Here is a 26,461-nt window from a genome sequence, read left to right as displayed (position 1 = left end):
TTAAAAGCCAAAAGACACTGTAAATTGGATCCTGAATTGAAAATCTATAATCAAGAAATCAATAAAAGAAGAATCGGAATTGAGCATGTATTTGGCAGCCTGAAAACCTTCAAAATCCTTGCTGAGCATTATCGAAATAGAGGTAAAAGGCTTGGTTTGAGATTCAATTTAATCGCTGGAATCTACAACTTGGAACTGAGCAAAAAATGATTTATGAAAGAGGTCTTATGATTAATTAAATACCCTAAGTAATCAGCTAATATTAAAAAACTTTTTCATCTTAAACTGAATTTGGTAAACGCTTAAAATAAACATGTAGCCAATAAAAAAGCCACTTATATAAGTGGCTGATTTATAAAAAGAATTTTGGTGGAGATGGCGGGAGTTGAACCCGCGTCCGCCAACACTACGCTCGAGAATACTACATGCTTAGATATCGTCTATTGTTTTAACACCAAGAGACCCGACGAACAGGGTTCAAGGTGCGATCCTCTAGATTTGATATAAAGCCCCGAGGCTTGACTCTATACGGACTTGTGTGCGTTCGCTTCAGTCGGGATCTCTAACCACAAGTATTCAGAGATGCGGACAAGCAGCCCTTAGGCTGCTAGAGCGTAAGTTTCGTCGTTTGCGACTATTTAAATGCAAATTTTATTTACGAGAGAAAATGCGCTCTCGGCATGCATCTATGAGTTTCATCATCGGCGTCGAAGCCAAGAACATCCCCAAAGTACAAGCTCATCATAGCATAACTGGCAAAAAATACGATGCATTTTCTACACAAATACACTTTTGAATGCGCCTGATTACATAATTGCGCTAATATTTCATAATTCAAGTCAGCATTTAAAAAAATTATGAGCTATTTATTGGCACTCGACCAGGGAACGACATCTAGCCGTGCAATCATCTTTAATGAACACGGACAGATTCAGGCAACAGCTCAACGCGAAACCCATATCCAGACCCCACATTCCGGCTGGGTCGAACAGGATGCACAGGAAATCTGGAGCTCGCAAATTGCAGTGGTACAACAGGCGCTTGCTACTGCCCGGATTCTGGCCAAAGATATTAAAGCGATTGGCCTGACCAACCAGCGTGAAACGACTGTGGTATGGGATTGTCGTAATGGGAAGCCTCTTGCACCAGCGATTATCTGGCAGGATCGTCGTGCAACAGACTGGTGTAATCAGCTGATACAGCAAGGCCAGATGGATCAGGTACAACAAAAAACCGGGCTACGGATTGATCCTTATTTCAGTGCTGGCAAGCTGGTCTGGTTATTGGAACATGTGGATGGCTTACGTGAACTTGCAGAACAAGGTCATGTCGCTTTTGGCACTATTGATAGCTGGCTGATCTGGAACCTGACTCAAGGTGCCGAGCATATCATCGAAGCCAGTAATGCGTCCCGTACCATGTTGATGAATCTGCATACTCAACGCTGGGATGAGGAACTACTAGACCTATTTAATATCCCTGCTTCAGTTCTGCCACGAATCATCAGTTCCGATTGTCATATTGCAGATACAGCACCGGGTTTGTTAGGAGCCACCATTCCCATTACCGGCATTCTGGGTGATCAGCAATCTGCCTTGTTTGGCCAGTCTTGTTTCGAACCCGGTATGGCAAAAAATACCTATGGCACTGGCTGTTTTATGCTATTTAATACCGGCCATGACATTCAGCTCAGCCAGAATAAATTGCTTTCTACCCTCGCCTGGCAGGCACAGGAACAGACCAGTTATGCCTTAGAAGGTAGTGTTTTTATGGCCGGTGCAGTGGTGCAATGGCTACGTGATGGGCTTGGCATCATTCAAAAAAGCAGTGATATAGAGAAGTTGGCCTGTAAAGTTGAAGATACTGACGGCGTGGTCTTAGTTCCTGCTTTTACCGGATTGGGTGCACCGCATTGGGATAGTGAAGCCCGTGCCCTGCTTTGTGGCATGTCACGAGGAACCAATAAGGCCCATATTGCCCGCGCCGCGCTGGAATCGATTGCCTTTCAGGTCTCCGATGTATTGACTGCGATGCAATCGGATATTGCCCATCCTTTAAAAGAACTACGCGTCGATGGTGGCGCCAGCTGTAATGATATGCTGATGCAGTTCCAGGCTGACCTGCTCAATGTGCCTGTGTTGCGTCCGAAGATGCTGGAATCCACCGCTTGGGGTGCAGCAGCGATGGCTGGTTTAAAATCAGGCGTATTTTCTAATTTAAATGAAATTGCTCAATCCTGGCAGCTGGATCGGGCCTTTGAACCGAAAATGCAGTCCGATGAACGTGAAGCCCATTTAGTTAAATGGCAAAATGCTTTGAAACGGGCCAAATCAGATTTATAAGATCGAAAAAAACCGCTAAATAGTTAGCGGTTTTTTATGTTGGAAAATATTAATGTGATGGCATTCCACCCACACCCGCTTTGGGTCGTGGTGCCAACCAGACGATTAAAGCAGCAAAAATAAAAACCATCGCCAAAATCAAAAATAGGTGATTAGCAGACAGCGTTAATGCTTCTTTATCCACCAGACTGGAAATATAACCCAAGGCACTGTCCGAACTCATGCCCTGTGCCATTAAGGTATTCTGAGTTTCTTCGACATTCAGTTTACCGACCAGCTCACTGCGGGCCACTTTACTATGATCATCCCAGATCGTGACTGCAATCGACGCACCAATCGCCCCGGCCATGGTCCGCAGAAAGTTCATCAAACCAGCAGCTGAAGCCATTTCCTGCGGCTGTACTGAGGCCAACGCCATATTGGAGAGTGGGATGAAGAAGAACGGTACCGCAAAACCTTGCAGAATCTGTGGCCAGGCCAATGCCATAAAATCAGCATCCGTAGTCCAGAATGCCCGCATTAAAGTCACCACGGCAAGCAAGGTCAAACCAAAACTGGCCAAAATGCGCTGGTCATATTTGGTTGCCATCTTCGCCACAATCGGTGACATCAACAGGCTACCAAAACCCATGGTCGCGGTCAGATAACCTGCCCAGGTTGCGGTATAACCGAGATTAATCTGCACCCATTGCGGAATGAGAACAATACTGGAAAAGAAGGCACCGAAGGCAAAGGCCAGTGACAACACGGCAAAGGTAAATCCACGATATCGGAAGATCCGGATATCCACAATTGGATGCCGCTCGGTCAGTTCCCAAATGGTAAAGATGATTAAACCCACTATGGCAAGCACTGCCAAGGTTCCAATAAAGGAACTGCTAAACCAGTCATGTTCATGACCGAGATCTAACATTAATTGCAGCGCACCAATCCAAAGAATCAGTAAGAACAAACCACCTTTATCAATCTTCAATGCATTGGTTGCAGTTTCAGCTGGTTTTAACAGTTTCAATGCAGCCAGACCACAGAACAGACCGACCGGAATATTGATAAAGAAAATCCAGTGCCAAGACAGGTTATCACTAATCGTACCACCAAGAATTGGGCCTAAAATCGGTCCGACTACAGTGGTCATCGCCCACATGCCCATCGCTTGGGATTGTTTTTCGGGTGGGAAAATTCGTAGCAATAAAGTCTGACTCAGCGGCATGATCGGGCCACCAAACAGCCCCTGCCCGATCCGGCAAAATACCAGCATTTCCAGGCTGGTTGAAATCCCGCACAGAATTGAAAAAATGGTAAAGCCGAGTAAGCAAACACCGAACAGGCGCACACTACCAAAGCGACCTGCCAGCCAGCCGGTCAAAGGCACACAGATCGCTTCTGCAACTGCATAAGAAGTGATGACCCAGGTGCCTTGAGAGCTGGACACCGCCAGACTACCGGTAATATGCGGCACCGAGACGTTTGCAATGGTCATATCGAGTACGACCATGAAATTCGCCAAAGCCAGCACAAAGGCCGCCAGCATCAGCTTGCCGCCCGTCAAATTCCCATATGGAACATATTTATTCATCGGGAATTACTTCTTAAAGTGGATTTCAGCTTCCATCGATAGACCCACACGTAGCGGATGCTCGGCCAGTTCTTTCGGATCTAGCTGGATACGCACTGGTAAACGCTGTACCACTTTGATCCAGTTGCCTGTGGCATTCTGAGCCGGAATCAGAGCAAAGGCTGAACCTGTACCACCAGAGAAGCCCACCACGGTACCGTGATATTTCACCGATTTACCATACAGATCAGACGTCAGTTCAGCTTTCTGCCCCACACGGACTTTTTCCAGCTGGCTTTCTTTGAAATTGGCATCAACATAGAGCTGATCTACTGGTACGACCATCATCAGCATTGTACCTGGCGCAACACGTTGACCCACCTGAATTGAACGGCGTGAAACCACCCCATCAAAAGGTGCTTTAATTACAGTACGTTCTAAGTCTAGCTCGGCCTGTTTCAGTTTAGCTTCAGCCACAAGTACATCAGGAGTCGAATTTTCATTCGCGCCTTGAATCAAGGCTTCATTCGCCGCTAAATTGCTTTGTGCGGCTTTCTGGCTGGATCTTGCTTGTGCCAGACCCGCTTCAGCAGAAGCTACGCCAGCTTTGGCCGTATCCAATGCAGATTGTGCTGTACTGAGTTCTTCTTTAGACACTGCACCGCTCGCACTGAGTTTTTCACGACGCGTATATTCATCTTGTGCTTTATGTAAGGCTGCCTGAGCCTGAGCCAGCTGGGCTTCGGCACTGCGAATTGCATCATCACTAACCCCAATCTGTGAGCTTAAAGCCCCGCTATTGGCCGCAGTCTGTTTGTACTGGCGCTTGGCTTTGGTCAGTTCTGCACGTGCCTGAGCCACTGCAATTTTGGCATCACGGTCATCGATTTTGGCCAGGATATCGCCCTGTTTGATCGCTTGGGTATCATGGACAAGTACTTCAGCAATCTGGCCACTCACCATAGACGTGATAGAAGCCGTTTCAGCACCGACATAAGCATTTTCAGTACTGACTGAATTGTTCAGAAAGAATTTCCACACCAGAAACAGCACTAGTGCAATCACTATAAGGAGGGCAACAATACTCAGGGCCTTTTTACGTTTATTTTTTAAAGCTTGATCCGAAGTTGCATCAGATGCGTTTTCTGGCAGGGTGTCTTGTACATCTGTCATTGATTTTTTCCTAAATCCAACAGACTTGGTCACGCAGCCACACTGACCAGCACTGACATGAATGTATAGATTCATATCCCGTTTATTGATCAATGGGTAAAATGAGAAAGCCGTATTAATTTAATTTTCATGCATTCTAATAATAAAAATTAGAAAATATGCAAAAAAATATTACTCGGAAGTTTAAAAAACTAAGCCCCTATTCCAGGAATAAGGGCTTAGTTCGGGCCCGAAGTGAGCCAGGATCGAGGAGATAAACTTAATTAATAGGCATATGAAGCAATCGCTGTGGCAATCGGCTTGTCATCATCGTTGACCATGGTCATGCGCATGGTGCAGCCCTTACGCCCCAAACGTAAGGTTTCTGCACGGGCAATAAAATATTTACCACGACCGGGCGCTAGATAATCCACGCGCATATCAACCGTCGCCAGACGTGATACCTTTTTAATCGTATCGGCAATAGTTTCCGGTTCGGCTTTCTTATACAGCTCACCCATAGCCACAATTCCGCCAATACTGTCGAGTATGGTCGCTGCAAGACCACCATGCAGAATCTGAAATGCCACATTGCCAATCATGAAATCCTGCATTTCAACATATGCTTCGATCTGACCATCGACCACTCGCATGGTCATGCCATTATGCTTAAAAAAAGGAGAGGTATTAAAAGCGTGTACCAACTGGTTTAAGACCACTTCAATATCCACTTTTGCACCTAAATGTATATTACCTGTCCAATTTCTTTCTGTCTTAGTCATAAGTCTGCCCGAAGCTACAACAATAAAAAACCGCTAATTTATGCCCAAAAAATTCAGATAGGGCTACAATAGGGGCCTAGTTTAATACTGATTACTGAGATTTTTATGACCTATACGTTCAATCGTCCCGCGTTTCCTGCAACTCGCATGCGTCGTATTCGTAAAAATGAGCATTTACGTTCTATGGTACGTGAAACCCATCTCAGTGCTGATCACTTGATTTATCCAGTATTTGTGCTGCCGGGACAAAATCAGACCCAAGACATTCCAAGTATGCCAAATGTGCAGCGCCTGTCTGCTGACTTGTTGTTAAAAAAATCAGAACGTTTGCTGGAACTGGGTGTCAATAAGCTGGCGCTGTTCCCAGTCACACCACAAGAAGATAAAAGTCTGACTGCAGAAGCCGCTTGGCATGAAGATGGCTTGGTACAAAAGACCGTTCGCCTGCTGAAAAAAGAATTACCGGAAATGGTGCTGATCACTGATGGCGCGCTAGACCCTTATACCACGCATGGCCAGGATGGCATCATTGATGAAACCGGTTACGTGCTGAATGATGAAACGGTTGAAGCACTGATCAAGCAGACTTTAAGCCATGCCGAAGCCGGTGCTGATATTGTCGCGCCAAGTGACATGATGGATGGCCGCATCGGTGCAATTCGTCAGGCCTTTGAACAGAATGGCCATATCTATACCTCTATTATGGCTTATTCAGCCAAATATGCGTCTAGTTTCTACGGTCCATTCCGTGATGCGGTTGGTTCTGCCAGCAACCTGAAAGGCGGCAATAAATACAATTACCAAATGGATTTCGGTAACCGTGCCGAGGCACTGCATGAAATTGCTCTCGATATCCAGGAAGGTGCAGATATGGTGATTGTTAAACCGGGTATGCCTTATCTGGATGTGGTTCGTGAAGTCAAAGATACCTTCGGTGTACCTACTTTTATTTATCAAGTTAGTGGCGAATATGCCATGCTGGCTGCTGCGATTCAGAATGGCTGGTTATCTGATAGCGTGATTCTTGAATCCCTGATGTGCTGCCGCCGTGCCGGTGCAGATGGTATCTGGACCTACTTTGCGGAAGAAGCGGCGCTCAAACTGAAAGACATGAAATAAAATAGAAGGACCTTGGCGCAATGCATATCGCCATTATCGGAGCGGGCATCACCGGTTTGATGTCAGCTCTGGAATTGCTTGAACAGGGATGTTCTATTACGATTTTCGATCAGCAAGCGGCTGGACAGGCGGCCTCTTGGGCCGGAGGTGGTATCCTCTCCCCGATGTATCCCTGGCGTTATCCCGATGCCGTCAATGCCCTCGCCCGCCATGCCAAACCGCTGTATCAAGCCTGGAACCAGAAACTGCAACCGGTGACTGGCATTGATTTCCAGATTCACGAAACCGGTATGCTGATTTTTGATGAAACGGATTTTGAAATTGGACTGCGCTATGCCGAGCAATATCAGGATCCACAGCAACATGCCGAATATCTGAATCAGCCTCAAATCCAGCAAATCAATTCCAAAGTAGATCCGAAATTTAAACAGGCGATCTATTTTCCAGAACTTTCCAATATCCGCAATCCGCGACTGTTACAGTCCATTATTGCTTACCTTAAACAGCATCCGCGTGTCACTTGGCAAGAGCATTGCAATATTAGTCAGCTAAATATCCAGCAAGATCATGTACACAGTGTTTCCACTAAAAATGGCCTGAGCTTTAAAGCAGATCAGTTCGTCATTGCCACCGGTGCATGGTCTGCACGCTGGTCTGAACAGCTCGGTCTGGACATTCCAGTTCATCCGGTTCAAGGCCAGATGTTGCTCTTTAAAACACCAGAAAACTGGCTACCAACCATGTGCATGAACAAGGTCATGTATCTAATTCCACGTCGTGATGGTCATGTACTGTGTGGTTCCAGCATGCGTCAGGTCGGTTTTGATACTTCGCCTTCTGCTGAAATCCGTCAGGATATTTTGGAAGCCTGCCTGGAAATGGTACCGGAGCTGGCTGATTTCCCAATTGTGAAACAGTGGGCTGGTCTACGACCAAGCTCCCCGGATGGCATTCCCTATATCGGCAAAATTCCGCATCTGAACAATCTCTGGACCAATTTTGGCCAGTTCCGTAATGGCTTATGTATGGGTGCTGCTTCTGGAAAATTGCTGTCTCAGTTAATCCTGGAACAACCGACCATCGTAGATCCACAGCCTTATAGTCCGGTACAGCGTTTACAGCCGCACTCTTTAACGGTTTAAAATTTCAATCAAAGCTTCTTTCAGGGTCGGATAGCTAAATTCAAATCCGGCTTCCTGCAAAGCTTTGGGCTGGACATATTGACCATTCAGAATCAGTTGTGACTGTTCACCTAGCATCATTTTCATACTGCAAGCTGGTAACGGTAATAAAGGTTTACGCTTCAGCACCTGTGCTGCGATCCGGACAAATTGCGCCTGACTGACTTTTTCAGGTGCCACCACATTAAATACCTGTTGCTGGGTCGGCTGCTGCATCAGAAATTCGATCGCCCGCATGACATCCTGTAGATGTACCCAGGTCACCGGCTGACGCCCATGACCAATCCGGCCAAATATATTCAGCTTAATTGGCAATAACATCTGCGGAAGAATCCCGCCTCCTTGACCAAACACCACAGCAAAGCGAACAATTTTGGTGTCCTGCCCGGTATAGGACAAGGCCAGTTTTTCCCATTTCTCACACAGTTCTGACATAAAAATGGATTGTGGTGGACTTTGTTCAGTACACACCGTCTCCCAGTGTTCTTGCGGATCGATTCCATAGTAGCCGACCGCTGAAGTCGAAATAATACGTTTGGGCTTAATCTGATTTTTCTCTAGATAGTCATATAACTGCCTGGTGGTATTTAGCCGACTGTCCAGCAATTTCTTTTTCCGGGCGGCTGTCCAGCGACCCTGACCGATACTTTCACCAGCCAGATTAATCACATAGTCAATCTGATGATTTTTCAATTCTTCCAGATTATTAATCCAGTGAAAATCAGGATGCTCTTCTCGCAATTTTTTCTGCCGGGTCAGGCCGATCACGGCATAATCACGAGCCAGTAAAAATTTCACCAGATGGCTGCCAATAAAACCGCTGGCGCCTGTCATGAGGACTACAGGTTTATACATGGTTATTCTGTGCCATTATTATTGTATTGCTCAAATTATACGTCACTTATGAATCAGAATATTCGGGAAAGTGATATGGGTCGATGAATGCAAAATTGTCTCATCATGCCATACAGAAAACTTCTAATTTTCTATATAGCCTGATTTAGCATCTTGAATTTAATCTCAACGATTTTGATATAAAGAGTCGAAATCTTAGCCAAACATTTTTGCTGCCATACGCTGTGCCTGTTTGCCATAAAACCAGTAGGTCAGCAGATAAAGCGGAATCGCGATGAGCAGGAACATGATCACGACAATACTCATAAATTGGGGCTGTTGCAGATATAGTAAAAAGTCCTGCCAGGCATTCGGATTGGAACGCGTCGCAATGGCAATCCCTAAAATTAAAAATGCCAGGTTATAGCCCCAATAAATCAGGCTAAATCCCAAGGTGAATTTTTTACGCTCTACCTGAGTGGGCGCCCGTTGTTCCTTTTTTAAAAATTTAAACAGTACCCAGATCATCGCTACCAGATAAGGCACAATGGTTAATACTGCACCCATGCCAGTCGGCATTAATGCCGCCACAACCCCGCAAATGCAGGTAAAAATAAAGCATAGGAAGAAAAACCAGAGAAAATAGCGAGTTAGAGACACCATTAGCAGGACTCAAGGACGATTAATCAACTAGTATAAAAAAAATTAATTTTTTTTTCATTTTATTGTCAACCTAAAGTGAGATGCTGACGTTATATAGGGTACAAGGTTCGGAAATTTGGACTGGCATCCACAAATTTTCGTTCTCTTTGCTAAAGCAATAAGTCCAGTGTTTTAGAAAATTTTGAATAGCAGCCAAAATTTTCACTATACACAAATCTTTGACCGACGATTTCATCATCACTCGAATCGTCGGTTTTTATTTTTTGGACGAACCGTTTTTAGCAATTCGCCTGCAAATTTTTATCAGCTTCTTATGCAGCATAAAATAATGATCGGCTGCATTTTTTCAAGTCTGTTTTTAGCAATTTTTATAAAAAATATTGGTTCTGCTACCCAGATGCTATGAAAAATGCCTGAAGTAAAATTTAAAATAAAAACGCTGTATTCAATACTTTATATATAAACATCATATTTTATTGATTTCATAGATATTATTCTAATATTCAAAACTACGCTGAAAATAGTTTTAATGATGTATAGCAATGAAATAGATCAAAATATTTTTTTCAAGTAGATTTTTAGCTGGGCTTTTTTCTATAGTAGGAAGGCAAAAATAAAGGTGAGTATACATGGCAGTTCATTTTCTACATACTTCTGATTGGCATTTGGGACAGTTTTTCCATAACCATGACCGTGAATTTGAACATGCACAATTCCTGAATTGGCTCCTTGAACAAATCAAGGAAAAACAGCCACATGCCCTACTGATTGCCGGTGATATTTTTGATGTCATCAATCCCGCTTCCAGTGCCCAAAGACAGCTTTATCAATTCCTTGCCGATGCCCATGAACTGGCACCGCATATGCAAACCCTGATGATTGCCGGCAACCATGATTCAGGTTATCGAATTGAACAGGTTCAGCCTTTACTCACTAAATTCAATGCCAAAGCGGTGGGTATTGTCGGCCGGACTGCGGACAATACTCTTGATCTGGATCGTTTGCTGGTTCCGATTTATGACCAGCAGCAAGAGATTATTGCCTGGTGCCTAACTCTACCTTATTTGCGCAGTGCCGAAATTACCGGTATTAATGAACATACCCATAATAGCCAGAATGCCATCAGCTATCTGCACCAACAGTTGATTGCCGAAGCCAAAGCACGTAAGCAGCCACATCAGGCACTGATTCTTATGTCACATGCACATATGCAAGGCGGTGAAACTTCCGATTCCGAACGCCCCATTATTGTCGGCAATGAAGAGGCTCTCTCAACGGCGTTATTTGATGAAGTCATTGACTATGTCGCTCTGGGACATCTGCATAAACCGCAGAAAGTCGGTCAGCCGCATATTCGCTATAGTGGCTCCCCGATTCCCCTATCCTTTAGTGAGATCAACTATTCGCATCAGGTTGTTGAAGTCAGAATCGATCCTGAACAAAATGCTGAACAGCGTTTTCAGTTTGAAGCGCTGAAAGTTCCTCGTACTGTCGAGCTATTTAGAATTCGAGAAAATCTGGAAAATCTGCTCAGCAAAGTAAAAGCACTGCCGACTGGGGAAATTGAGCATCTGGCAGCACGACATTTTCTGGAAATTGAATATACTACCGATGCACCGCCACCGGTAGATTTACGTCAGCAGATTGAACAGGCACTGCCACCAGATCGTTATCGTCTGCTACGCATCAGCCGGATTTATCAACGTCAGGCAGAAGATCAGGCTGATAGCTCTAAAATTGACTTGGCACCTCCAACACCTGAATCACTGTTTTTCAATATCTGGGAAAAAATGGGCTATAGCCAGGATCATTCGGTGCAGCAGGATTTTCAGCAGTTATTGGTCGAAGCCCAACATGAACTTGCACAAAAACAACAAGCTTAGGATCAGCCATGAAAATTATCCGTCTGAGCCTAAATAACCTCGCCTCTCTCGCTGGTACGCATCATATTGATTTTGAATCAAATCCTCTGGCACATGCCGGACTGATTGCGATTACCGGAAAAACCGGTGCTGGAAAATCCACCCTGCTCGATGCCATGTGTCTGGCGCTGTACAACGAAATTCCACGTTTAAAAGGTGCCACAGGTAGTCTGAAAGATGCAGGTGGACAGGATGTCTCGATCAAGGATTCCAAAAATATTCTGCGCCGTGGTTGCGTACAGGGTTTTGCCGAGCTTGAGTTTATTGCCTTAGACCAAAAACGTTATACCGCACGTTGGGAAATTCGTCGTGCCCGGCAGAAAGTGGATGGCAATTTAAAGGTCGATCGTGCTATTACCTGTCTGGATGATCAACGCGTGTTGAATCAGAAAATTTCTGAATGCACGCCGCTGATTGAAAAACTGGTCGGCTTGAGTTTCGAGCAGTTTACCCGTGCGGTTCTATTAGCACAGTCTGAGGTTGGTGCCTTTCTAAAAGCCAAAGATAATGAACGTGCCGATTTACTCGAATATCTGACCAATTCTCAGATTTTCAGTCTGGTCAGCCAAAAAGCATTTGAAAAACATAGTGAAGTAAAACAAAAACGTGCTGACTTGGAAAAATTAATCGGTCATCTGGAACTGTTATCTGAAGAAGATATTTCTGCCTTACAGCAGCAACACACGACTTTAAAACAGGTGGTTGAGCATCTAAACCAGAGTGAAAAGGTACTGGAAAATGACCTGAAATGGCATCGCCAGCAGCATTATCTTTATACTGAAATTCAGGCCAAAAAAGAAATCTATACGGTTCAACTGGATGCTGAACAGAAGATGGCACCGCAAAAACAGTTATTAGATCAACTGGACCAGTTTCAGCAGATTCGGGAACAGTTTGTCCAGCAACAGCAGTTTCAAAAGCAGCGTAGCTATTTACTGATTGAGCAGCAAAACTTTGTTGCCGAATTCACAGCAGTTCAACAGCAACGTGATAGCGAACAGCACAAGTTGCAGCACATTCAGCAACAGCAACAACAGCAGCAACAAGAGTTCCAGAAGATCAAACCTTATCTGAATCAGGGACTCAAGCTGGATCATGAAATGCTGTCGATTGGCGATCAGTACAGACAGCTTGCAGCTGAACAGCAGACCTATAGAACCCAGCAGATTCAGCCTGTTCAGAATCAACTGGTGCAGACTGAGCAACGGTTACAACAGGTTCAGGCTCAGTACCAGCAGATTCAAAAGCAACTGGAACATCAGAGCTTTTTAGCGGTTTTTGATGACGAACCGCAGGCGACTCTGCAACGCCTGCGGGACTATCAGGAACTTCACCAGAAATTCATGCGGCAGCACCCGGCACTTTTCCAATCTAGCCGGACTGAACTGGAACAGCAGCAACAGGCTTTATCTGCCAGCTTGCAGGAACTCACTCAGCGCTATACTCATCTGGACCAGCTTGAACAGCAAATCCAACAATTCCAGACCCAACAACAGCAACTCAGTACCCAGCATTCGAAGCTTGAAGCTTTAATGCGAACCGTACAGCAAATGGCTGGCTTAGAAGCTGAAAGCCTGCAATTAAATTGCGACTTAAAAGGCCATCATGATCGTTTAAAGCAACTAGAAACTGATTTGGTTCAATTACAGCAACAACGTCAGGAAGCAGAACAGGCTTTCGAACAATTGCAACAAGTACTGGCTCAGCAACGTTTATTACAGGCACAAAGTGTTCAGGAATTACGTGCACAGCTGAAACCAAATGAGCCTTGTATGGTCTGTGGCAGTCATGAGCATCCTTTTGTACAGCATCAGGAACTGCTAGAAAATGCTTTGCAACAGCTACATGACCAGCAGCTTGAGGAAGCTCAGAAAAAACTACAGCAACTGACTCAGACATGGCAGCAAGCACAAATCCAGCAATCTCAACTACAAACCCTAATTGAGCAATATCAGCAACGCAGCAGTCAGCTCAATACGACACTACAACAGCAGAAGGTTCAATTAAATCAGGATCTTCAGCAATTTGATTTGCTGTTTGATTTAAGCCAGAGTACAGATCATTTGCAGCAACAGCTTGGTCAGCATGTGCTTCAACTTCAACAAGAACAACAGCAGCTAGTCCAGACCCTGCAAAATCAGCAAAGTGACTGGAAACAATGGCGTCAGCAACAGCAACAGCTGGATCAACTACGTTTTAGCATGCAGCAGCATTTACAGCTAGAACAAATGATTCAGCCAGTTCTTCATCTACTGCCTGAGTCCTTGCAGAAATCCTGGATTACTGATGCCTCATCAAGCTGTCAGCAGTTATCCCAACAACTGCAACAACGTCAGAAACAGTCTCAGGAATTCAAAACCCTAGAGACTCACATCCAAAACTTAAACCAGCATATTGAAAAGGCACGTGATCAGCTCAGCCTGCATCAACAATATGATGCTCAGTTACAGCAAAAGATGGATACGGCGCTGAATATGGGTAAAGCGCTACGTGAACAGCTCAACCATCTGACCCTCACCCATGCCGGACAGATTTATCCTAAGGCACAGGAATGGCGTGACCGTTTGGAGCAACAACAACAGGCGTTGGATGAACAGTTACGGGCACAGAGTCTGATTACCCAGCAGCATGATCAGCGTTTACAACAGGCTGAACTGAAAAAGCAGAGTTTCATCACCCAGATTCAGCAACTGGAACAGCAAATTAGGCAATGCCAGCAATCTATTCAGGACTGGCAAAATACATATCCTGCGTTTGATGCCGAGCATATCCAGCATTGCCTGAATATTGACTTGCAACAGCATCAGCAAATTCGCCAGCAATTACAGGCACAACATCAGGTGGTTGAAAATGCCAAAACGGCTTGGGACATTCTGGAAGAACAATATCAGCATCATTTGAAATCCAAGCCTGAACTTAGCTTTGAAGAAGTTGAACTGCGCTTAAGTAGTCTGGCACAGGAAAAAGCTGAACAGGAAAATGCCTGTAATGAGGTTGCCACCAAATTAAGAATTCATGCCAATAACCAATCGACCTTACAACGCTACCAGCATCAGATTGAACAGGTCAAAGCTGAAGAATATCGTTGGGGTCGGATCTATGACCTGATCGGCCATAAGGAAGGCACCAAATTCCAGAAAATCGCGCAGGAACATCACCTGGATATTCTGGTCGAATATGCCAATCAGCAATTACAGCCCCTGGCTCCGCGTTATCAACTGTACCGGATTCCAGACAGTTTAAGTCTGGCGATTATTGATCTGGATATGAACAGTGAAGTACGTCCTGTCCTGTCACTCTCTGGCGGTGAAACCTTCCTGGTCTCTCTGGCTCTGGCCTTGGCGATTGCCAATATGGCTTCCGGCTCTATGAAGCTGGAATCGCTATTTATTGATGAAGGTTTTGGTACTTTAGACCCGGCTTCCTTACATATGGTCATGAATGCGCTGGATCATTTGCAGAGTCAGGGCCGTAAAGTGGTGCTGATTTCACATGTGCAGGAAATGCATGAACGGATTCCGGTTCAGATTCAGGTTAAACCGGTCGGTGCTGGTGCCAGTACCATTCAGATTATAGGTTAAAGCATGAACTCTACCCCGAACAAGCTCTCGTCCTATTTCAGCTTACAGCTTGAGAGCTTGCGGGGTATCAGTGCCATTGTGGTGCTATTCAGTCATAGTTTTCAGGCTTTTATCGCGCCTTTTGATCTGAGCCTATATTCCTGGGTACGTCTATTAGGCCAGGCTGCTGTGATGACCTTTTTTGTACTTAGTGGCTATTTAATCGGGACTTCGGTCCAGAACAACATCCAAAAACATGAAAATTTTAATCTGCGGCAGTATATACGGCAGCGTTATCGGCGCATTTTACCGCCCTTTCTGTTTGCATCCGCTTTCAGTCTGATTCTATATGCGCTAGCACCTACATTTTTTGCTTCACATAGCCATGAGTTCCAGAACAGTTTTGGCATGATGATTCGGACTGCATATAACATTGACACTCAGGATTTTTTAGGTTCTTTATTCTTTCTCAACGGCTTTATTACACCGACGGTATCTGCCAATGCGCCGCTCTGGAGCCTGAGCTTTGAAGTCTGGTTTTATGTACTGGCCGGATTTCTGCCTTTTTTAAAAGATTCTGGAATCGCTAAAATCGGCTTTTTTATCTTGCTTCTAGGGCTTTCTCTACTGAACTATCAGTTTCTGTTTTATTTCCTGCTCTGGCTAGTTGCCTTTGCCAATTCATTCCGGCAGATCCAGCTGCGTTTTTTAAGTCGACTACAACCCATTAAATTGGGCCTATTTGGTCTGGCATTTGTGATTGCCTGTGCGGATGCTTACCAGTTTCATGTCATTGAACAGGCTGACTTATATCGTGTAAATTATTTTGTGCCATTTAACCTGTGTATGGGGCTCGCCTTTGTCTGCTGGATTGTGCAGCTGCAACATCAACAAAGCCAATATCAACCAGTTTGGCCTCAGTCTGCAAATTTCTCCTATACACTTTATGTCACCCATTTTCCTTTACTGCTTTTTATTCTAGGCTGCTTTCCTGCAACGCTTGATCATGGTCTTGAGGGTGCCGTTTTATCCTTATTTATGAGCATGTGCAGCTTAATTTTCTTTGCCTGGTTCATGGCCAAATGGCTGGAACCCCAAAGAAAAAAAGCGTTATCAACTACTCTGCAATAACGCTTTCCCAAAACTCAATTGTCAGTATAAATCAGTCCGTTTTTTTAGGACGTGCGCCAAACAAGGCAGTTCCCACACGTACCATGGTAGAACCTGCTGCAATCGCCTCGGTCATGTCGGCAGACATCCCCATACTTAAAGTATCCCAGTCTTCAGGTTTTGCATGATGGCTTTTGACCTGCTCGAACAAGGCTTTGGCATCTGCGAAAGCCTGAGTATTTTCTGGCGCAGGAATGACCATCAGACCACGTAAGCGCAAATTCGGTAATTGACTGATCTGTGCTACTAGATCGGCCACTTCCTCAGGCTGACAACCGTCCTTGCTATCCTGCCCATCAATATTGACTTGCAGACAGATATTAAGTGCAGCTTGAGAATCACTACGCTGATTAGATAAACGTTCAGCAATAATCAGACGATCCACCCCATGCACCCAGGCAAAGTTTTCTGCCAGATGTTTGGTCTTGTTGCGCTGCACATGACCGATAAAATGCCACTCAATATCCAGGTCTTTGAGTGCCGTGATTTTTTCCAGTGCTTCCTGTAAATAGTTTTCACCAAAGGCACGCTGACCAGCCTGATACATTTCTGCCAGCACAGGGCTAGGCTGGGTTTTGGAGACGGCCAGAAGTTGCACCGAATCCGGCTCACGCCCCGCCAGAGCGCAGGCGGACTGGATCTGAGCTAAAACCTGATTTCGTGACTGTTGCAGCATATTCATTGATGGGGTTCTCATTTCGTGCGGATTTTTTTCCCTTGCTCATCAACTAAGTGTTGGTTAAGCTGTGGGAAAGCCTTATTATTCTAGCAAAATAAATAACATTTTAATGAACTCGGGGACCTTATGGATATTACAGAACTGTTAGCCTTTTCTGCTAAAAATGGTGCGTCGGATTTACACTTATCAGCAGGTTTACCACCCATGATTCGTGTGGACGGGGAAGTACGTCGCATCAACCTGCCTGCACTGGAACATAAAGAAGTACACAAACTGGTGTACGACATCATGAATGACAAGCAACGCCGTGATTATGAAGAAAATCTGGAAACTGACTTCTCTTTTGAAGTTCCAGGCGTAGCCCGTTTCCGTGTGAACGCATTTAACCAGAACCGCGGTGCAGGCGCAGTATTCCGTACCATTCCATCTAAAGTACTGACTATTGAAGATCTAGGTATGGGGCAGATCTTTAAAGATATCTGTGAATATCCACGCGGTATTGTACTGGTAACAGGGCCAACCGGTTCGGGTAAATCAACGACGCTTGCAGCGATGCTGGACTATATCAATGACAACCGCTATGACCATATTCTGACCGTCGAAGATCCAATCGAATTTGTACACCAATCGAAAAAATGTCTGATCAACCAGCGTGAAGTGCATCGCGATACGCATGGATTTAATGAAGCATTACGTTCCGCATTACGTGAAGACCCGGATATTATTCTGGTCGGTGAGATGCGTGACCTTGAAACCATCCGTCTGGCATTGACTGCTGCGGAAACCGGTCATTTGGTCTTCGGTACCCTACATACCACCTCAGCGGCAAAAACCATTGACCGTGTGATTGACGTATTCCCTGCTGAAGAAAAAGACATGGTGCGTGCCATGTTGTCTGAATCGCTGCAAGCCGTTATTTCACAAACCCTGTTGAAGAAAAATGGGGGCGGTCGTGTGGCTGCACACGAAATCATGATCGGTATTCCGGCGATCCGTAACCTGATCCGTGAAAACAAAGTGGCACAGATGTACTCTGCGATTCAAACCGGTGCCAACTATGGCATGACCACGCTGGATCAAAGCCTGAAAACACTGGTATCGAAAGGCATTATCAGTCCGCAAGTCGCCCGTACTGCAGCAAAACAGCCTGAATCATTCTTATAAGAATAATTAATTTTTTGGGGTTTTATCATGGATTTTAACGGCTTACTCAACTACATGGTAGAGAAAAAGGCCTCGGATCTGTTCATCACAGCCGATGTTGAACCCTCTATCAAAATTAATGGTCAGATTGTACCGATTGGCTCGGTGAAATTGCCGGGCGCGGCTGTAGGGCAGCTGCTTAACTCGATCATGACCGAGAAGCAGCGCAAGGAATTTGCCGACACACGCGAGTGTAACTTCGCCATCAGCAACCCGGACAAATCGGCACGTTTCCGTGTCAGCGCATTCCAGCAACGCGATCAGCCAGGCATGGTGCTGCGTCGGATCGAAACCGTCATTCCGACTATGGATGAGCTGAAGTTACCGCCCACTCTAAAAGAACTGGCGATGACCAAACGCGGAATCATTATTTTCGTGGGTGCAACCGGTACGGGTAAATCGACTTCCCTCGCCTCTTTGATTGGCTACCGTAATGAAAATTCCAAAGGTCATATCATTACCATTGAAGACCCGATCGAATTTGTGCACCAGCATAAAGGCTGTATCATTACCCAACGCGAAGTCGGCATTGATACTGACTCCTTTGAAGTCGCATTGAAAAATACCCTGCGTCAAGCACCAGACGTGATTCTGATCGGTGAGATCCGTTCTCGTGAAACCATGGACTATGCGATTGCCTTTGCGGAAACCGGTCACCTGGTTTTTGCGACCCTGCACGCCAACAACGCCAACCAGGCCATCGATCGTATCATTCACTTCTTCGAAGCCGACCGTCACAGCCAGCTGTTTATGGATCTGTCCCTAAACATGAAAGCCATTGTGGCACAGCAGCTAATTCCAACTATCGATGGTAATGGCCGCCGTGCAGCGATTGAAATCCTGATCAATTCGCCATTGATTGCGGATCTGATCCGTAAAGGCGATGTGCATGAAATCAAGGATTTGATGAAACGTTCACGCGAACTGGGCATGCAAACCTTCGACCAGGCATTATATGACCTGTATAAGGCTAAGCAGATTAGCTATAAAGATGCACTAAAACATGCCGACTCACCAAATGACCTGCGTCTGCAAATCAAACTGTCAGAAGAAGGTGGCGAGCATTTATTACGTGCGCATTCCAATATTACTTTTGATGGTCAAACCTGATCATTTTCAAAGCATAAAAAAACAGGCTTTTAATAAAGCCTGTTTTTATTTCAGCCTAAAGCTGAATTATTTCTTACGGTAAGCTTCCTGACATTCAGGCGCGTCACAATAACCGTAAAGATTAAGTGAATGTCCAGTCAATGCAAAACCAAATTTCTTCGCAACTTCGTGCTGTTCATGTTCAATCACATCATTTGTAAATTCAACGACTTTGTTGCAATTTTGACAAACCAAGTGATCATGGTGATCTTCCTGCATAATTTCAAAAACTGAGTGATTATTTTCAAAATTATGACGCTCGATAATCCCTGCTGCCTCAAATTGTGTTAACACACGATACACAGTTGCAAGACCCACATCTTCCCCTTGTTCGAGTAAAGTCTTATAAATGTCTTCAGCGCTAAGGTGATGCCGTCTAGAGTTTTCTAATAGTTCTAATATTTTAATTCGTGGAAGGGTAACTTTCAGTCCAGCTTTTCGTAAATCTTGGTTTGAAATAGGCATGTAAAAAGGTCTCTCAACAAAATCAAAGTTGGAATAGGCAACAAAGTTTAGATGCAGTATGATCTATCCTTGGATCAAATGCATCATAATTAATTTGGGATAGTGTAGCAAAATGCAAAAAATCATGCTGACGTTATTCGTCACTTCATTGCTTGTCGGCTGTTCGACATTAGGTGTGTACAAAGTTGATATTCCTCAAGGAACACCTTTAACTCAAGCACAAGCCTCTAAAATTCAGGTAGGAATGAGCCACCAACAGGTGCGTTTCCTGCTCGGTAGTCCAACAGTATCTGATCCGCTCAATCCGCTACGCTGGGACTACATCTACAACTATACCCCAGGAACCTATGCTAAGAAAGCCAAGATCCCAGCAGCCCAAGGCCAGCATCTAAAAATTTACTTTAATCAGTCTGGTATCGTAGAGCGTATTGAAGGTCTGGAAACCATTCCAGAATCTCAACCAGGTCTACCAGGTTCCAAAGAAGCGATCTTAAATGCCCCACCACTATAATCGCTTTTGCATAAAAAAACCCCTGTATGATCAGGGGTTTTTTTAATTAAATAGATTGATTTATCAAATAATCAGACCATCTGTTCAATAAAGCCACATTCCACTAATCGGAACGTTTATTTTGCTTGAAACGGTTACCTTTGGCATAACGTCCTACCGGATTCTTCTCAGCGCGTTTACGGCGGATATCCTTGGGATTAATGGTTAAAGCACGATAAATCTCTACCCGGTCCCCTGCTGCCAATGGCTGGGTATGATCCTGTAGCTTAGCGCCAAAAATACCCAGATTCAGAGGTTCAGACAATTCCACCTGTGCACGGATTCCGCTTTGCTCAATTGCATCCAATGCAGTCATGCCGGGCTGGAAAGGTACAGCAATATGAAACTGTTGTTCCGGGGTAGCATAGGCCACCCAGATCATTGCCTCAGTCATCAGAAAAATTGTCCTAATACCGCAACAATCGCCAGAATAATTGATACTGGTAAGACAATACGAACCGCAATACGCCAGATGTTATACACTGCTTCTGAGCTAAAGTTCATCGATTTACGCAAATGGCTAATCTTCATGATCCAGCCAGCAAACAAGGCATAAATCAGACTGATCACCAGTCCCCAAAGAATCAGCAGATTATTGAAAATTGGAGCAACATTTGGAATTAACCAGACCAAGGTGGCAGCGATCACAATCGCCCACTGAATGATAATATTCATTTGACGTTGCTGTAATTGCTCACGTGCCATTTGCATAAGCAAAGCAGCGGCTGCGACAATGGCTGCGATTAAAGCAAATGCAGGGATTTCAGCTTTTACTGCAAAGAAACCAAAGGCGATGATCGCTAATAGCTGCGCCACCCAAATCGGTAAGGCTGTTTTAGTCGCAACATCCTGCTGTTTTACGACAGCCAGACTTGATTGCCAATACAGCCCCATACCTAGACCACTCGCCACCAAAGCCAATACAGTGGCATTGCCCCACTCTACGAATTGGACGGGTGTTACCTGCCAAGCCGGTAATTCAGTTCCCATCACATTCGCCATGATCAAAGATGCAAGTACGCCGATCGTGGTAATCCCAACCAGAATTAAACGTGGCACCAGCGATAAGACAAATGCAGCAATTGCCAGCACCGCAAAAATCACTGGCTGCTGAACATCGAAATTGGTAACTGCAATCACATTAGAAGCATGATTGAGCATCGCACCCGCAAGGAATGGGATAAATACAACCGCCAGCCAGCCGACGATCCGCCAGCGCTGAGAACTATCAGCTTCACGGGTAAGGCTCGACAATGCCTGTAATGCAGTGGTTTTTGAGCGTTTCGCCAGAGCAATTTCCAGATAACAGACTGGAAGGGCCAGTATTAGCATGGTCGCTAACCACAACATCCAGAAATCAAGCTGACGGTCAATCTGAATACCTGTTATCGGTGCGAGTGTCGCAATAATAAGAAAGGATAAACAGAAAGCCATCAGAGGCGATAACCATTTTGACATAGCATTGTCCTGCATGATGTATTCCTATAAAAATCTAGCGCTATTTTGCCTTGTGAGGCGATGAAAATCAAAAACAAAAAAGCAAACCACCATGCCCGTGATTTGCTGCGCAAATTTATTATTAAGCTTTATTTTTTATTTTTCCGATTTGTCTTTATTTTAAGAACAATCGAGTTATGAGAAGAAACGGGCAAACCAGTTTTTACCCTTTTTCTTTTCTTTATCTTTAATGATTCCCATCATATTTTCTTTTACTGCACCGACATAATCCGCGTCATCGTGCTGAATATGATTGATCAGCCATTTAGATAATACTTCATGTAATTCCGCTTCAATAGATTGTCCCAATTCAAAACGGTCACGATAAGATTCAATCTTTTTAATAAACAGGTCATGCACACGTTTATGTGGCACACGATATTTATAACCCGCTTCTTCCTGAAGTGATTCTTCAAAGGTAAAATGAGACTGGGTATAATCAATAATATTTTCTAGAATCTGTTTAATACGAGCACGATCGGTATTGGCATCAATTCCATCAATCTCATTGATATAATCGAGAATTCGTTTGTGCTGATCGTCAATCACATCGATACCAGTATTATAATCTGGAACCCATTTCATTTTCATTACGACCACCTATTGATATTAATGATTTATCGCTTGAAAAAGATCATATATCTAATTGATTTAAATAAAAATGAAGTAAATCGGTTGGTTTTCAGTTTATTTTCTACTTAATTAATGTAAATCATTGTTTATCCAATCAATTATATTTTAAACCCGACTACAAGAATAAAGTATTTTTTGATCGATTTTATATTTCATGGTTTATTTATTTTAATGATTTCACTATAAAATAAATATCAAATTCAAAAAAACAGGAGCGATGTCCTGTTTTTTAATATCGAATTTTAACCAGATTTAATATAAATCTGCTTTAGTCACTCTTTTAAGCGAAGGATCCAAACGTTCTCTTTCCAGACGGGCGACATGTGTCAATTGGGAACGATATTTGGCTCCATCTCTGAACAAAATCATTTCACCTTCCTGAAATGCTGTCCATTCTTCATTCTGCGTTAGCGGCTCTGTGGTAATCACAGCGACCCGATCTTCAGGCGTGGTGACTTGGCTAAAATCAACTTCAACTTCGATATCAATCAGTTGGGCTGGCTTAAATGGATATTCACGAACCAGCCAATGCAGTTTAGTCGTTGCATAGGTAAATAAAGCCTGACCATTGGACAGACAGAAATTAAAAGTGCCATGCTCTGCAATGGATGGAGAAATCTCGGCCAACAAATCAAAAACCTGATCCAGCTTCGGTTCATCATAACCAAAATGTTTCACCAGCTGATCCAGCAAATAACAGAAAGCACGCTCACTGTCAGTGTTACCGACTGGCGTAAAACGTCCAGAAAGCTCAGGTAAAAAATCTTTTAAATCACCATTATGGGCAAAGATCCATTGTCGTCCCCATAATTCACGACTAAACGGATGCGAATTTTCCAGATTAATTTTGCCTTGCGTCGCCTTACGGATATGTGCAATTACATTACGGGATTTGATTGGATAATTGCGCACTAGTTCTGCAATCGGTGACTCAACAGCAGACTGATTATCAACGAATAATCGGCAGGCCTTATCCTCAAAGAAAGCAACCCCAAAACCATCAGAATGATCTGAGGTAATCCCCGCCCGCTGAGAAAAACCTCGAAATGAAAAGGTAATATCTGTTGGTGTCGCACAATTCATTCCCAGTAGCTGGCACATAATCTTCATTCAGGTCACAGAGTATTCTTAAGGTTATTGTGCATCACAGGCTGAACCTTTTCAAATCTCGATCATTGCAATGCTATGCGCTAAAAATGCTAATAAACTATTTTTTTATATTTAATTTAGCAAAAGGAGTTTAAGCTTCAAAACTTAGCTTAAAAATAAATACTTTAGATTTAACTTTCATATTTCTAGTGATCAAAATCTTAAAATAAAAGAAATAAAAAAGAGCCTCAAGTGAGACTCTTTGATATTCAATTTATCTTTATGGACGATGTGGATTAGAACGATTAGTAATTAAAGTTCCTACACCATGATCAGTAAAGATTTCTAACAGGCTCGCATGTGGTACACGACCATCCACGATATGTGCACTGATCACGCCGCCTTTTACTGCATCAAGCGCACAGCCGACTTTAGGAATCATGCCACCATAAATCACACCTGTTTCGATCAGACGATCAACTTCTTGGGTCGTTAAACCGGTCAGCAGATTTTTATTTTCGTCGAGCACCCCCGTAATATTGGTCAGAAGAATCAGCTTTTCTGCCCCTAATGCTTCTGCCACTTTACCCGCAACCAGATCGGCATTGATATTGTAGGTATTGCCTTCTTCATCGACACCGAGCGGCGCAATCACCGGAATGAAATCACTGTTGGTAAACATTTCCAGTACATCAGTTTTCACGCCAACGACTTCACCCACCATACCCAGGTCCACTTTTTGGATTGAACCGTCTTCAGCCGTTTTTTCCATTAACAGCTTTTTGGCGCGTAACAGGTTACCATCTTTACCGGTTAGGCCAATTGCACGGCCACCATGTTTGTTGATCAGGTTCACGATCGATTTGTTCACGCTACCGCCCAGAACCATCTCAACCACTTCCATGGTTGCCGGATCTGTCACACGCATACCGTCAATACGGTCAGATTCACGGCCTAGCTGTTTCAGCATAGAATCTACTTGTGGACCACCGCCGTGTACCACAATCGGGTTTAAACCCACGGTTTTTAATAAAACGATATCACGTGCAAAAGAGCTTTCTAGCTCAGGATCCGTCATCGCGTTGCCACCGTATTTTACCACCAGGGTTTTACCCGCAAAGCGTTGGATATACGGCAAAGCTTCAGTCAAAATTTGTGCTTTGTCGATGCCTGTATGCTGATTTGGCATTCGCCTCTCCTTATTGAGCATCTAAAATGTCTTGAGCGATCTGTGGATAACGGTCACGCAACATGGATACAAACAGATGTCGAATTTCATTCAGGCCTTGTGCATCATTGGCATCAAAGCGCACCGTGAAATATTCACCCGTATTGGATGCTCGAATGATGCCAAAACCATCATCAAAATCAAGACGTATCCCGTCAATTTTACTGATTTGTGCATTTAATTGCGTAGATTGCTGCTCAACAAAGTTTAAAAGCTCAATAGGCTGCACCTGATGAGTGGAAATATATAAGTCTTCAGTCCCATGACGTTTTGGATAAGCGTGCAAGGCCTCACTTAAAGTCACACCTTTCTGGTCCAGATATTCCATGACCCGAAGCGCCGCATAAAGACCGTCATCATAGCCCCAGCCACGTCCGTCATTAAAAACATAATGCCCCGCATATTCACCACCAAAAATGGCCTGATGCTGAGACTGTGCCAGGTATTTTCGCAGGAATGAGCTGCCAGTACGAATCATCACCGGTTTTCCGCCCAGGCGTTGGACTGTATCCCGAATCAGGGTTGAACATTTAACGTCATAAACAAACTGACATGCTTTTGTGCCAGTCATACAAATTTCTGCGAATAAACAGAGAAGCTGATCAGCACTAATAATGACACCCTGTTCATCCACCAGTACCAACCGGTCCCCATCACCATCTAGGGCAATACCCAGATCCGCCTGCTGTTGCATGACAACCTGACGCAGGGTTTGTAGATGTGCTTCCTGAGAAGGATCAGGCGCATGATCAGGAAAATGCCCATTGGCTTCACAACGTAAGGCGGTAACTTCACAACCTAGTTTTTGCAGCACCAAGTTGGCACAACGTCCTGCCGAACCGTTCAGACCGTCCAGCACCACTTTAAATGGGCGCTTCAGCTGAATATCTTCAAGCATTTCCTGCTGATATTGCAGACAAAATTCGGGAATAATTTGGTGAGGCAAATCATTCAGACACGATAAAGAACTATTTACATGAAGTTTTGCTTTTTGTGCGACCTGCTGAATCATCTCGGGACAAGGCGGCTCCCCTGCAATAATCCATTTAATTCCATTATCTTCTTTAGAATTATGGCTGGCCGTGACCATCACACCATTACCATCAAACTGACGCGCTGTGTAGTACAGCATCGGACTGGAACAACAGCCGATAATGACGGCTTCAATAGCATAGTCCTGAAAAATACGGCGAATGGTTTCAGCAAAAGCCGGACTGCTGATTCGGGCATCATAGCCAATCGCAACCCGAGTCTGTCCCGCAGCTTGATATTGCTGAGCCAGACCATGCGCAATAGCATCAATCACACCTGTACTGAGTAAACTGACTTTACCCCGGATATCGTAGGCACGAAAAATGTGAGCCGGAAAGGGTTGATTCATGGATCCCATAAACTGTTCTTTTCACTATTGAATATAAGGAGATAAAATAATGATTAAGCAATCATCATGACTTTAAACATTTGTTTTTGTTTTAAGACTCTGTATTTTTATATGAATTGAATGTGACAATCAATTATAAAAGTATAATTATTAATATTTTATGTATTTAATTTGTATAACTAGGGTCTGTTGACACTTACTGTTCATAATTAACCCTATAAAGGTAGCCATAAAAATATACAGGCTAAAGCAACAGAACTTTGATAATTTCTTTTCAGCTTGTCATATCGAGTAGCTATTCCTCTAA

The 26,461-nt window shown here is 44.1% G+C and carries 23 protein-coding genes, 1 other RNA gene and 1 pseudogene; 10 read left to right on the top strand and 15 right to left on the bottom strand.

The window, feature by feature from the left end:
- On the top strand, window positions 1-210 hold a 210-nt coding region (locus FTV34_RS14265; protein WP_306670001.1), incomplete at its 5' end, for a transposase.
- A gap of 157 nt (window positions 211-367) precedes the next feature.
- Here the strand turns inward: FTV34_RS14265 and ssrA are convergent.
- Window positions 368-727: a transfer-messenger RNA gene (gene ssrA, locus FTV34_RS14260) on the bottom strand.
- A gap of 130 nt (window positions 728-857) precedes the next feature.
- Between ssrA and glpK the strand changes: the two genes are divergently transcribed.
- Window positions 858-2,342 (top strand): glycerol kinase GlpK, encoded by a 1,485-nt coding sequence (gene glpK / locus FTV34_RS14255; RefSeq protein WP_180070631.1) that lies wholly within the window; start codon window positions 858-860, stop codon window positions 2,340-2,342.
- Between the two features lie 49 nt (window positions 2,343-2,391).
- On the opposite strand, the gene FTV34_RS14250 is transcribed toward glpK, so the two are convergent.
- The 3 genes from FTV34_RS14250 to FTV34_RS14240 form a co-directional block, all read right to left on the bottom strand.
- Window positions 2,392-3,918, bottom strand: coding sequence for a DHA2 family efflux MFS transporter permease subunit (locus FTV34_RS14250; RefSeq protein WP_180070628.1), 1,527 nt, complete (start codon window positions 3,916-3,918; stop codon window positions 2,392-2,394).
- 6 nt (window positions 3,919-3,924) lie between these two features.
- Window positions 3,925-5,070, bottom strand: a complete 1,146-nt coding sequence (locus FTV34_RS14245; protein ID WP_180070626.1) for an HlyD family efflux transporter periplasmic adaptor subunit — start codon at window positions 5,068-5,070, stop codon at window positions 3,925-3,927.
- 263 nt (window positions 5,071-5,333) lie between these two features.
- Entirely contained in the window at window positions 5,334-5,831 is a 498-nt protein-coding gene (locus tag FTV34_RS14240) for a thioesterase family protein (protein ID WP_034703122.1), read from the bottom strand.
- Window positions 5,832-5,936: 105 nt separating this feature from the next.
- Between FTV34_RS14240 and hemB the strand changes: the two genes are divergently transcribed.
- Both hemB and thiO read left to right on the top strand, forming a co-directional pair.
- Complete coding sequence (gene hemB / locus FTV34_RS14235) at window positions 5,937-6,950, top strand: porphobilinogen synthase (RefSeq protein WP_175966866.1); 1,014 nt, start codon at window positions 5,937-5,939, stop codon at window positions 6,948-6,950.
- A gap of 20 nt (window positions 6,951-6,970) precedes the next feature.
- Window positions 6,971-8,092, top strand: a complete 1,122-nt coding sequence (gene thiO, locus FTV34_RS14230) for a glycine oxidase ThiO (protein WP_180070625.1) — start codon at window positions 6,971-6,973, stop codon at window positions 8,090-8,092.
- On the opposite strand, the gene FTV34_RS14225 is transcribed toward thiO, so the two are convergent.
- A complete protein-coding gene (locus FTV34_RS14225) occupies window positions 8,081-8,986 on the bottom strand; it encodes a TIGR01777 family oxidoreductase (protein WP_179992938.1) in 906 nt (301 codons plus the stop codon). The two genes, thiO and FTV34_RS14225, sit on opposite strands and share 12 nt — an antisense overlap.
- Before the next feature lie 195 nt (window positions 8,987-9,181).
- Window positions 9,182-9,628 carry an ABZJ_00895 family protein gene (locus FTV34_RS14220; protein WP_004783224.1) on the bottom strand — a complete coding sequence of 149 codons (447 nt, stop codon included), beginning with the start codon at window positions 9,626-9,628 and terminating at the stop codon, window positions 9,182-9,184.
- 629 nt (window positions 9,629-10,257) lie between these two features.
- Here FTV34_RS14220 and FTV34_RS14215 point away from each other — a divergent pair.
- Genes FTV34_RS14215 through FTV34_RS14205 form a run of 3 tightly spaced genes read left to right on the top strand, consistent with a single transcriptional unit; the run spans window position 10,258 to window position 16,241 of the window.
- Window positions 10,258-11,511, top strand: a complete 1,254-nt coding sequence (locus tag FTV34_RS14215; RefSeq protein ID WP_180070623.1) for an exonuclease SbcCD subunit D C-terminal domain-containing protein — start codon at window positions 10,258-10,260, stop codon at window positions 11,509-11,511.
- Between the two features lie 8 nt (window positions 11,512-11,519).
- Window positions 11,520-15,131: an AAA family ATPase gene (locus tag FTV34_RS14210; protein ID WP_180070621.1), complete on the top strand. Its 3,612-nt coding sequence runs from the start codon at window positions 11,520-11,522 to the stop codon at window positions 15,129-15,131.
- Window positions 15,132-15,134: 3 nt separating this feature from the next.
- The gene (locus tag FTV34_RS14205) at window positions 15,135-16,241 is read left to right on the top strand and encodes an acyltransferase family protein (RefSeq protein ID WP_180070619.1); all 1,107 of its coding nucleotides are present in this window, start codon (window positions 15,135-15,137) and stop codon (window positions 16,239-16,241) included.
- 31 nt (window positions 16,242-16,272) lie between these two features.
- Here FTV34_RS14205 and FTV34_RS14200 read toward each other — a convergent pair whose 3' ends face one another.
- Window positions 16,273-16,962, bottom strand: a complete 690-nt coding sequence (locus FTV34_RS14200; RefSeq protein WP_180011383.1) for a YggS family pyridoxal phosphate-dependent enzyme — start codon at window positions 16,960-16,962, stop codon at window positions 16,273-16,275.
- 123 nt (window positions 16,963-17,085) lie between these two features.
- Here FTV34_RS14200 and FTV34_RS14195 point away from each other — a divergent pair, with 123 nt between their 5' ends.
- Together FTV34_RS14195 and FTV34_RS14190 are read left to right on the top strand one after the other, a co-directional pair.
- Window positions 17,086-18,123: a type IV pilus twitching motility protein PilT gene (locus tag FTV34_RS14195; protein WP_004783232.1), complete on the top strand. Its 1,038-nt coding sequence runs from the start codon at window positions 17,086-17,088 to the stop codon at window positions 18,121-18,123.
- Between the two features lie 27 nt (window positions 18,124-18,150).
- Window positions 18,151-19,272 carry a PilT/PilU family type 4a pilus ATPase gene (locus FTV34_RS14190; RefSeq protein WP_180070617.1) on the top strand — a complete coding sequence of 374 codons (1,122 nt, stop codon included), beginning with the start codon at window positions 18,151-18,153 and terminating at the stop codon, window positions 19,270-19,272.
- Window positions 19,273-19,338: 66 nt separating this feature from the next.
- Here the strand turns inward: FTV34_RS14190 and fur are convergent, their stop codons facing one another.
- A complete protein-coding gene (gene fur, locus FTV34_RS14185; protein WP_004783237.1) occupies window positions 19,339-19,776 on the bottom strand; it encodes a ferric iron uptake transcriptional regulator in 438 nt (145 codons plus the stop codon).
- Window positions 19,777-19,888: 112 nt separating this feature from the next.
- Between fur and FTV34_RS14180 the strand changes: the two genes are divergently transcribed.
- Window positions 19,889-20,287, top strand: a complete 399-nt coding sequence (locus tag FTV34_RS14180) for an outer membrane protein assembly factor BamE (RefSeq protein WP_004783238.1) — start codon at window positions 19,889-19,891, stop codon at window positions 20,285-20,287.
- A 103-nt stretch (window positions 20,288-20,390) separates the two neighbouring features.
- Here the strand turns inward: FTV34_RS14180 and FTV34_RS14175 are convergent, their stop codons facing one another.
- From FTV34_RS14175 to FTV34_RS14145, 7 genes and pseudogenes are all read right to left on the bottom strand, one after another.
- A complete protein-coding gene (locus tag FTV34_RS14175; RefSeq protein ID WP_180002423.1) occupies window positions 20,391-20,720 on the bottom strand; it encodes an RnfH family protein in 330 nt (109 codons plus the stop codon).
- The gene (locus FTV34_RS14170; protein ID WP_179992932.1) at window positions 20,720-21,799 is read right to left on the bottom strand and encodes a hypothetical protein; all 1,080 of its coding nucleotides are present in this window, start codon (window positions 21,797-21,799) and stop codon (window positions 20,720-20,722) included. Before FTV34_RS14170 ends, FTV34_RS14175 begins: the two co-directional genes overlap by 1 nt.
- A 159-nt stretch (window positions 21,800-21,958) precedes the next feature.
- Complete coding sequence (locus FTV34_RS14165) at window positions 21,959-22,414, bottom strand: bacteriohemerythrin (protein WP_004783243.1); 456 nt, start codon at window positions 22,412-22,414, stop codon at window positions 21,959-21,961.
- 294 nt (window positions 22,415-22,708) lie between these two features.
- Complete coding sequence (locus FTV34_RS14160) at window positions 22,709-23,557, bottom strand: class II glutamine amidotransferase (protein ID WP_180070633.1); 849 nt, start codon at window positions 23,555-23,557, stop codon at window positions 22,709-22,711.
- 268 nt (window positions 23,558-23,825) lie between these two features.
- Entirely contained in the window at window positions 23,826-24,734 is a 909-nt protein-coding gene (gene argB, locus FTV34_RS14155; RefSeq protein WP_159123314.1) for an acetylglutamate kinase, read from the bottom strand.
- Window positions 24,735-24,744: 10 nt separating this feature from the next.
- On the bottom strand, window positions 24,745-26,163 hold the full coding sequence (locus FTV34_RS14150; RefSeq protein WP_180070615.1) for a phosphomannomutase/phosphoglucomutase: 1,419 nt from the start codon (window positions 26,161-26,163) through the stop codon (window positions 24,745-24,747).
- Between the two features lie 187 nt (window positions 26,164-26,350).
- Window positions 26,351-26,461, bottom strand: a pseudogene (locus FTV34_RS14145) (IS5/IS1182 family transposase); the annotation flags it as partial.

The sequence above is a fragment of the Acinetobacter sp. YH16038 genome (genome assembly GCF_013417275.1).
In the GTDB taxonomy this organism is placed as follows: domain Bacteria; phylum Pseudomonadota; class Gammaproteobacteria; order Pseudomonadales; family Moraxellaceae; genus Acinetobacter.
The sequence above is the reverse complement of the archived record's forward strand: the minus strand, read 5'-3'. Positions and strand labels throughout refer to the sequence as shown.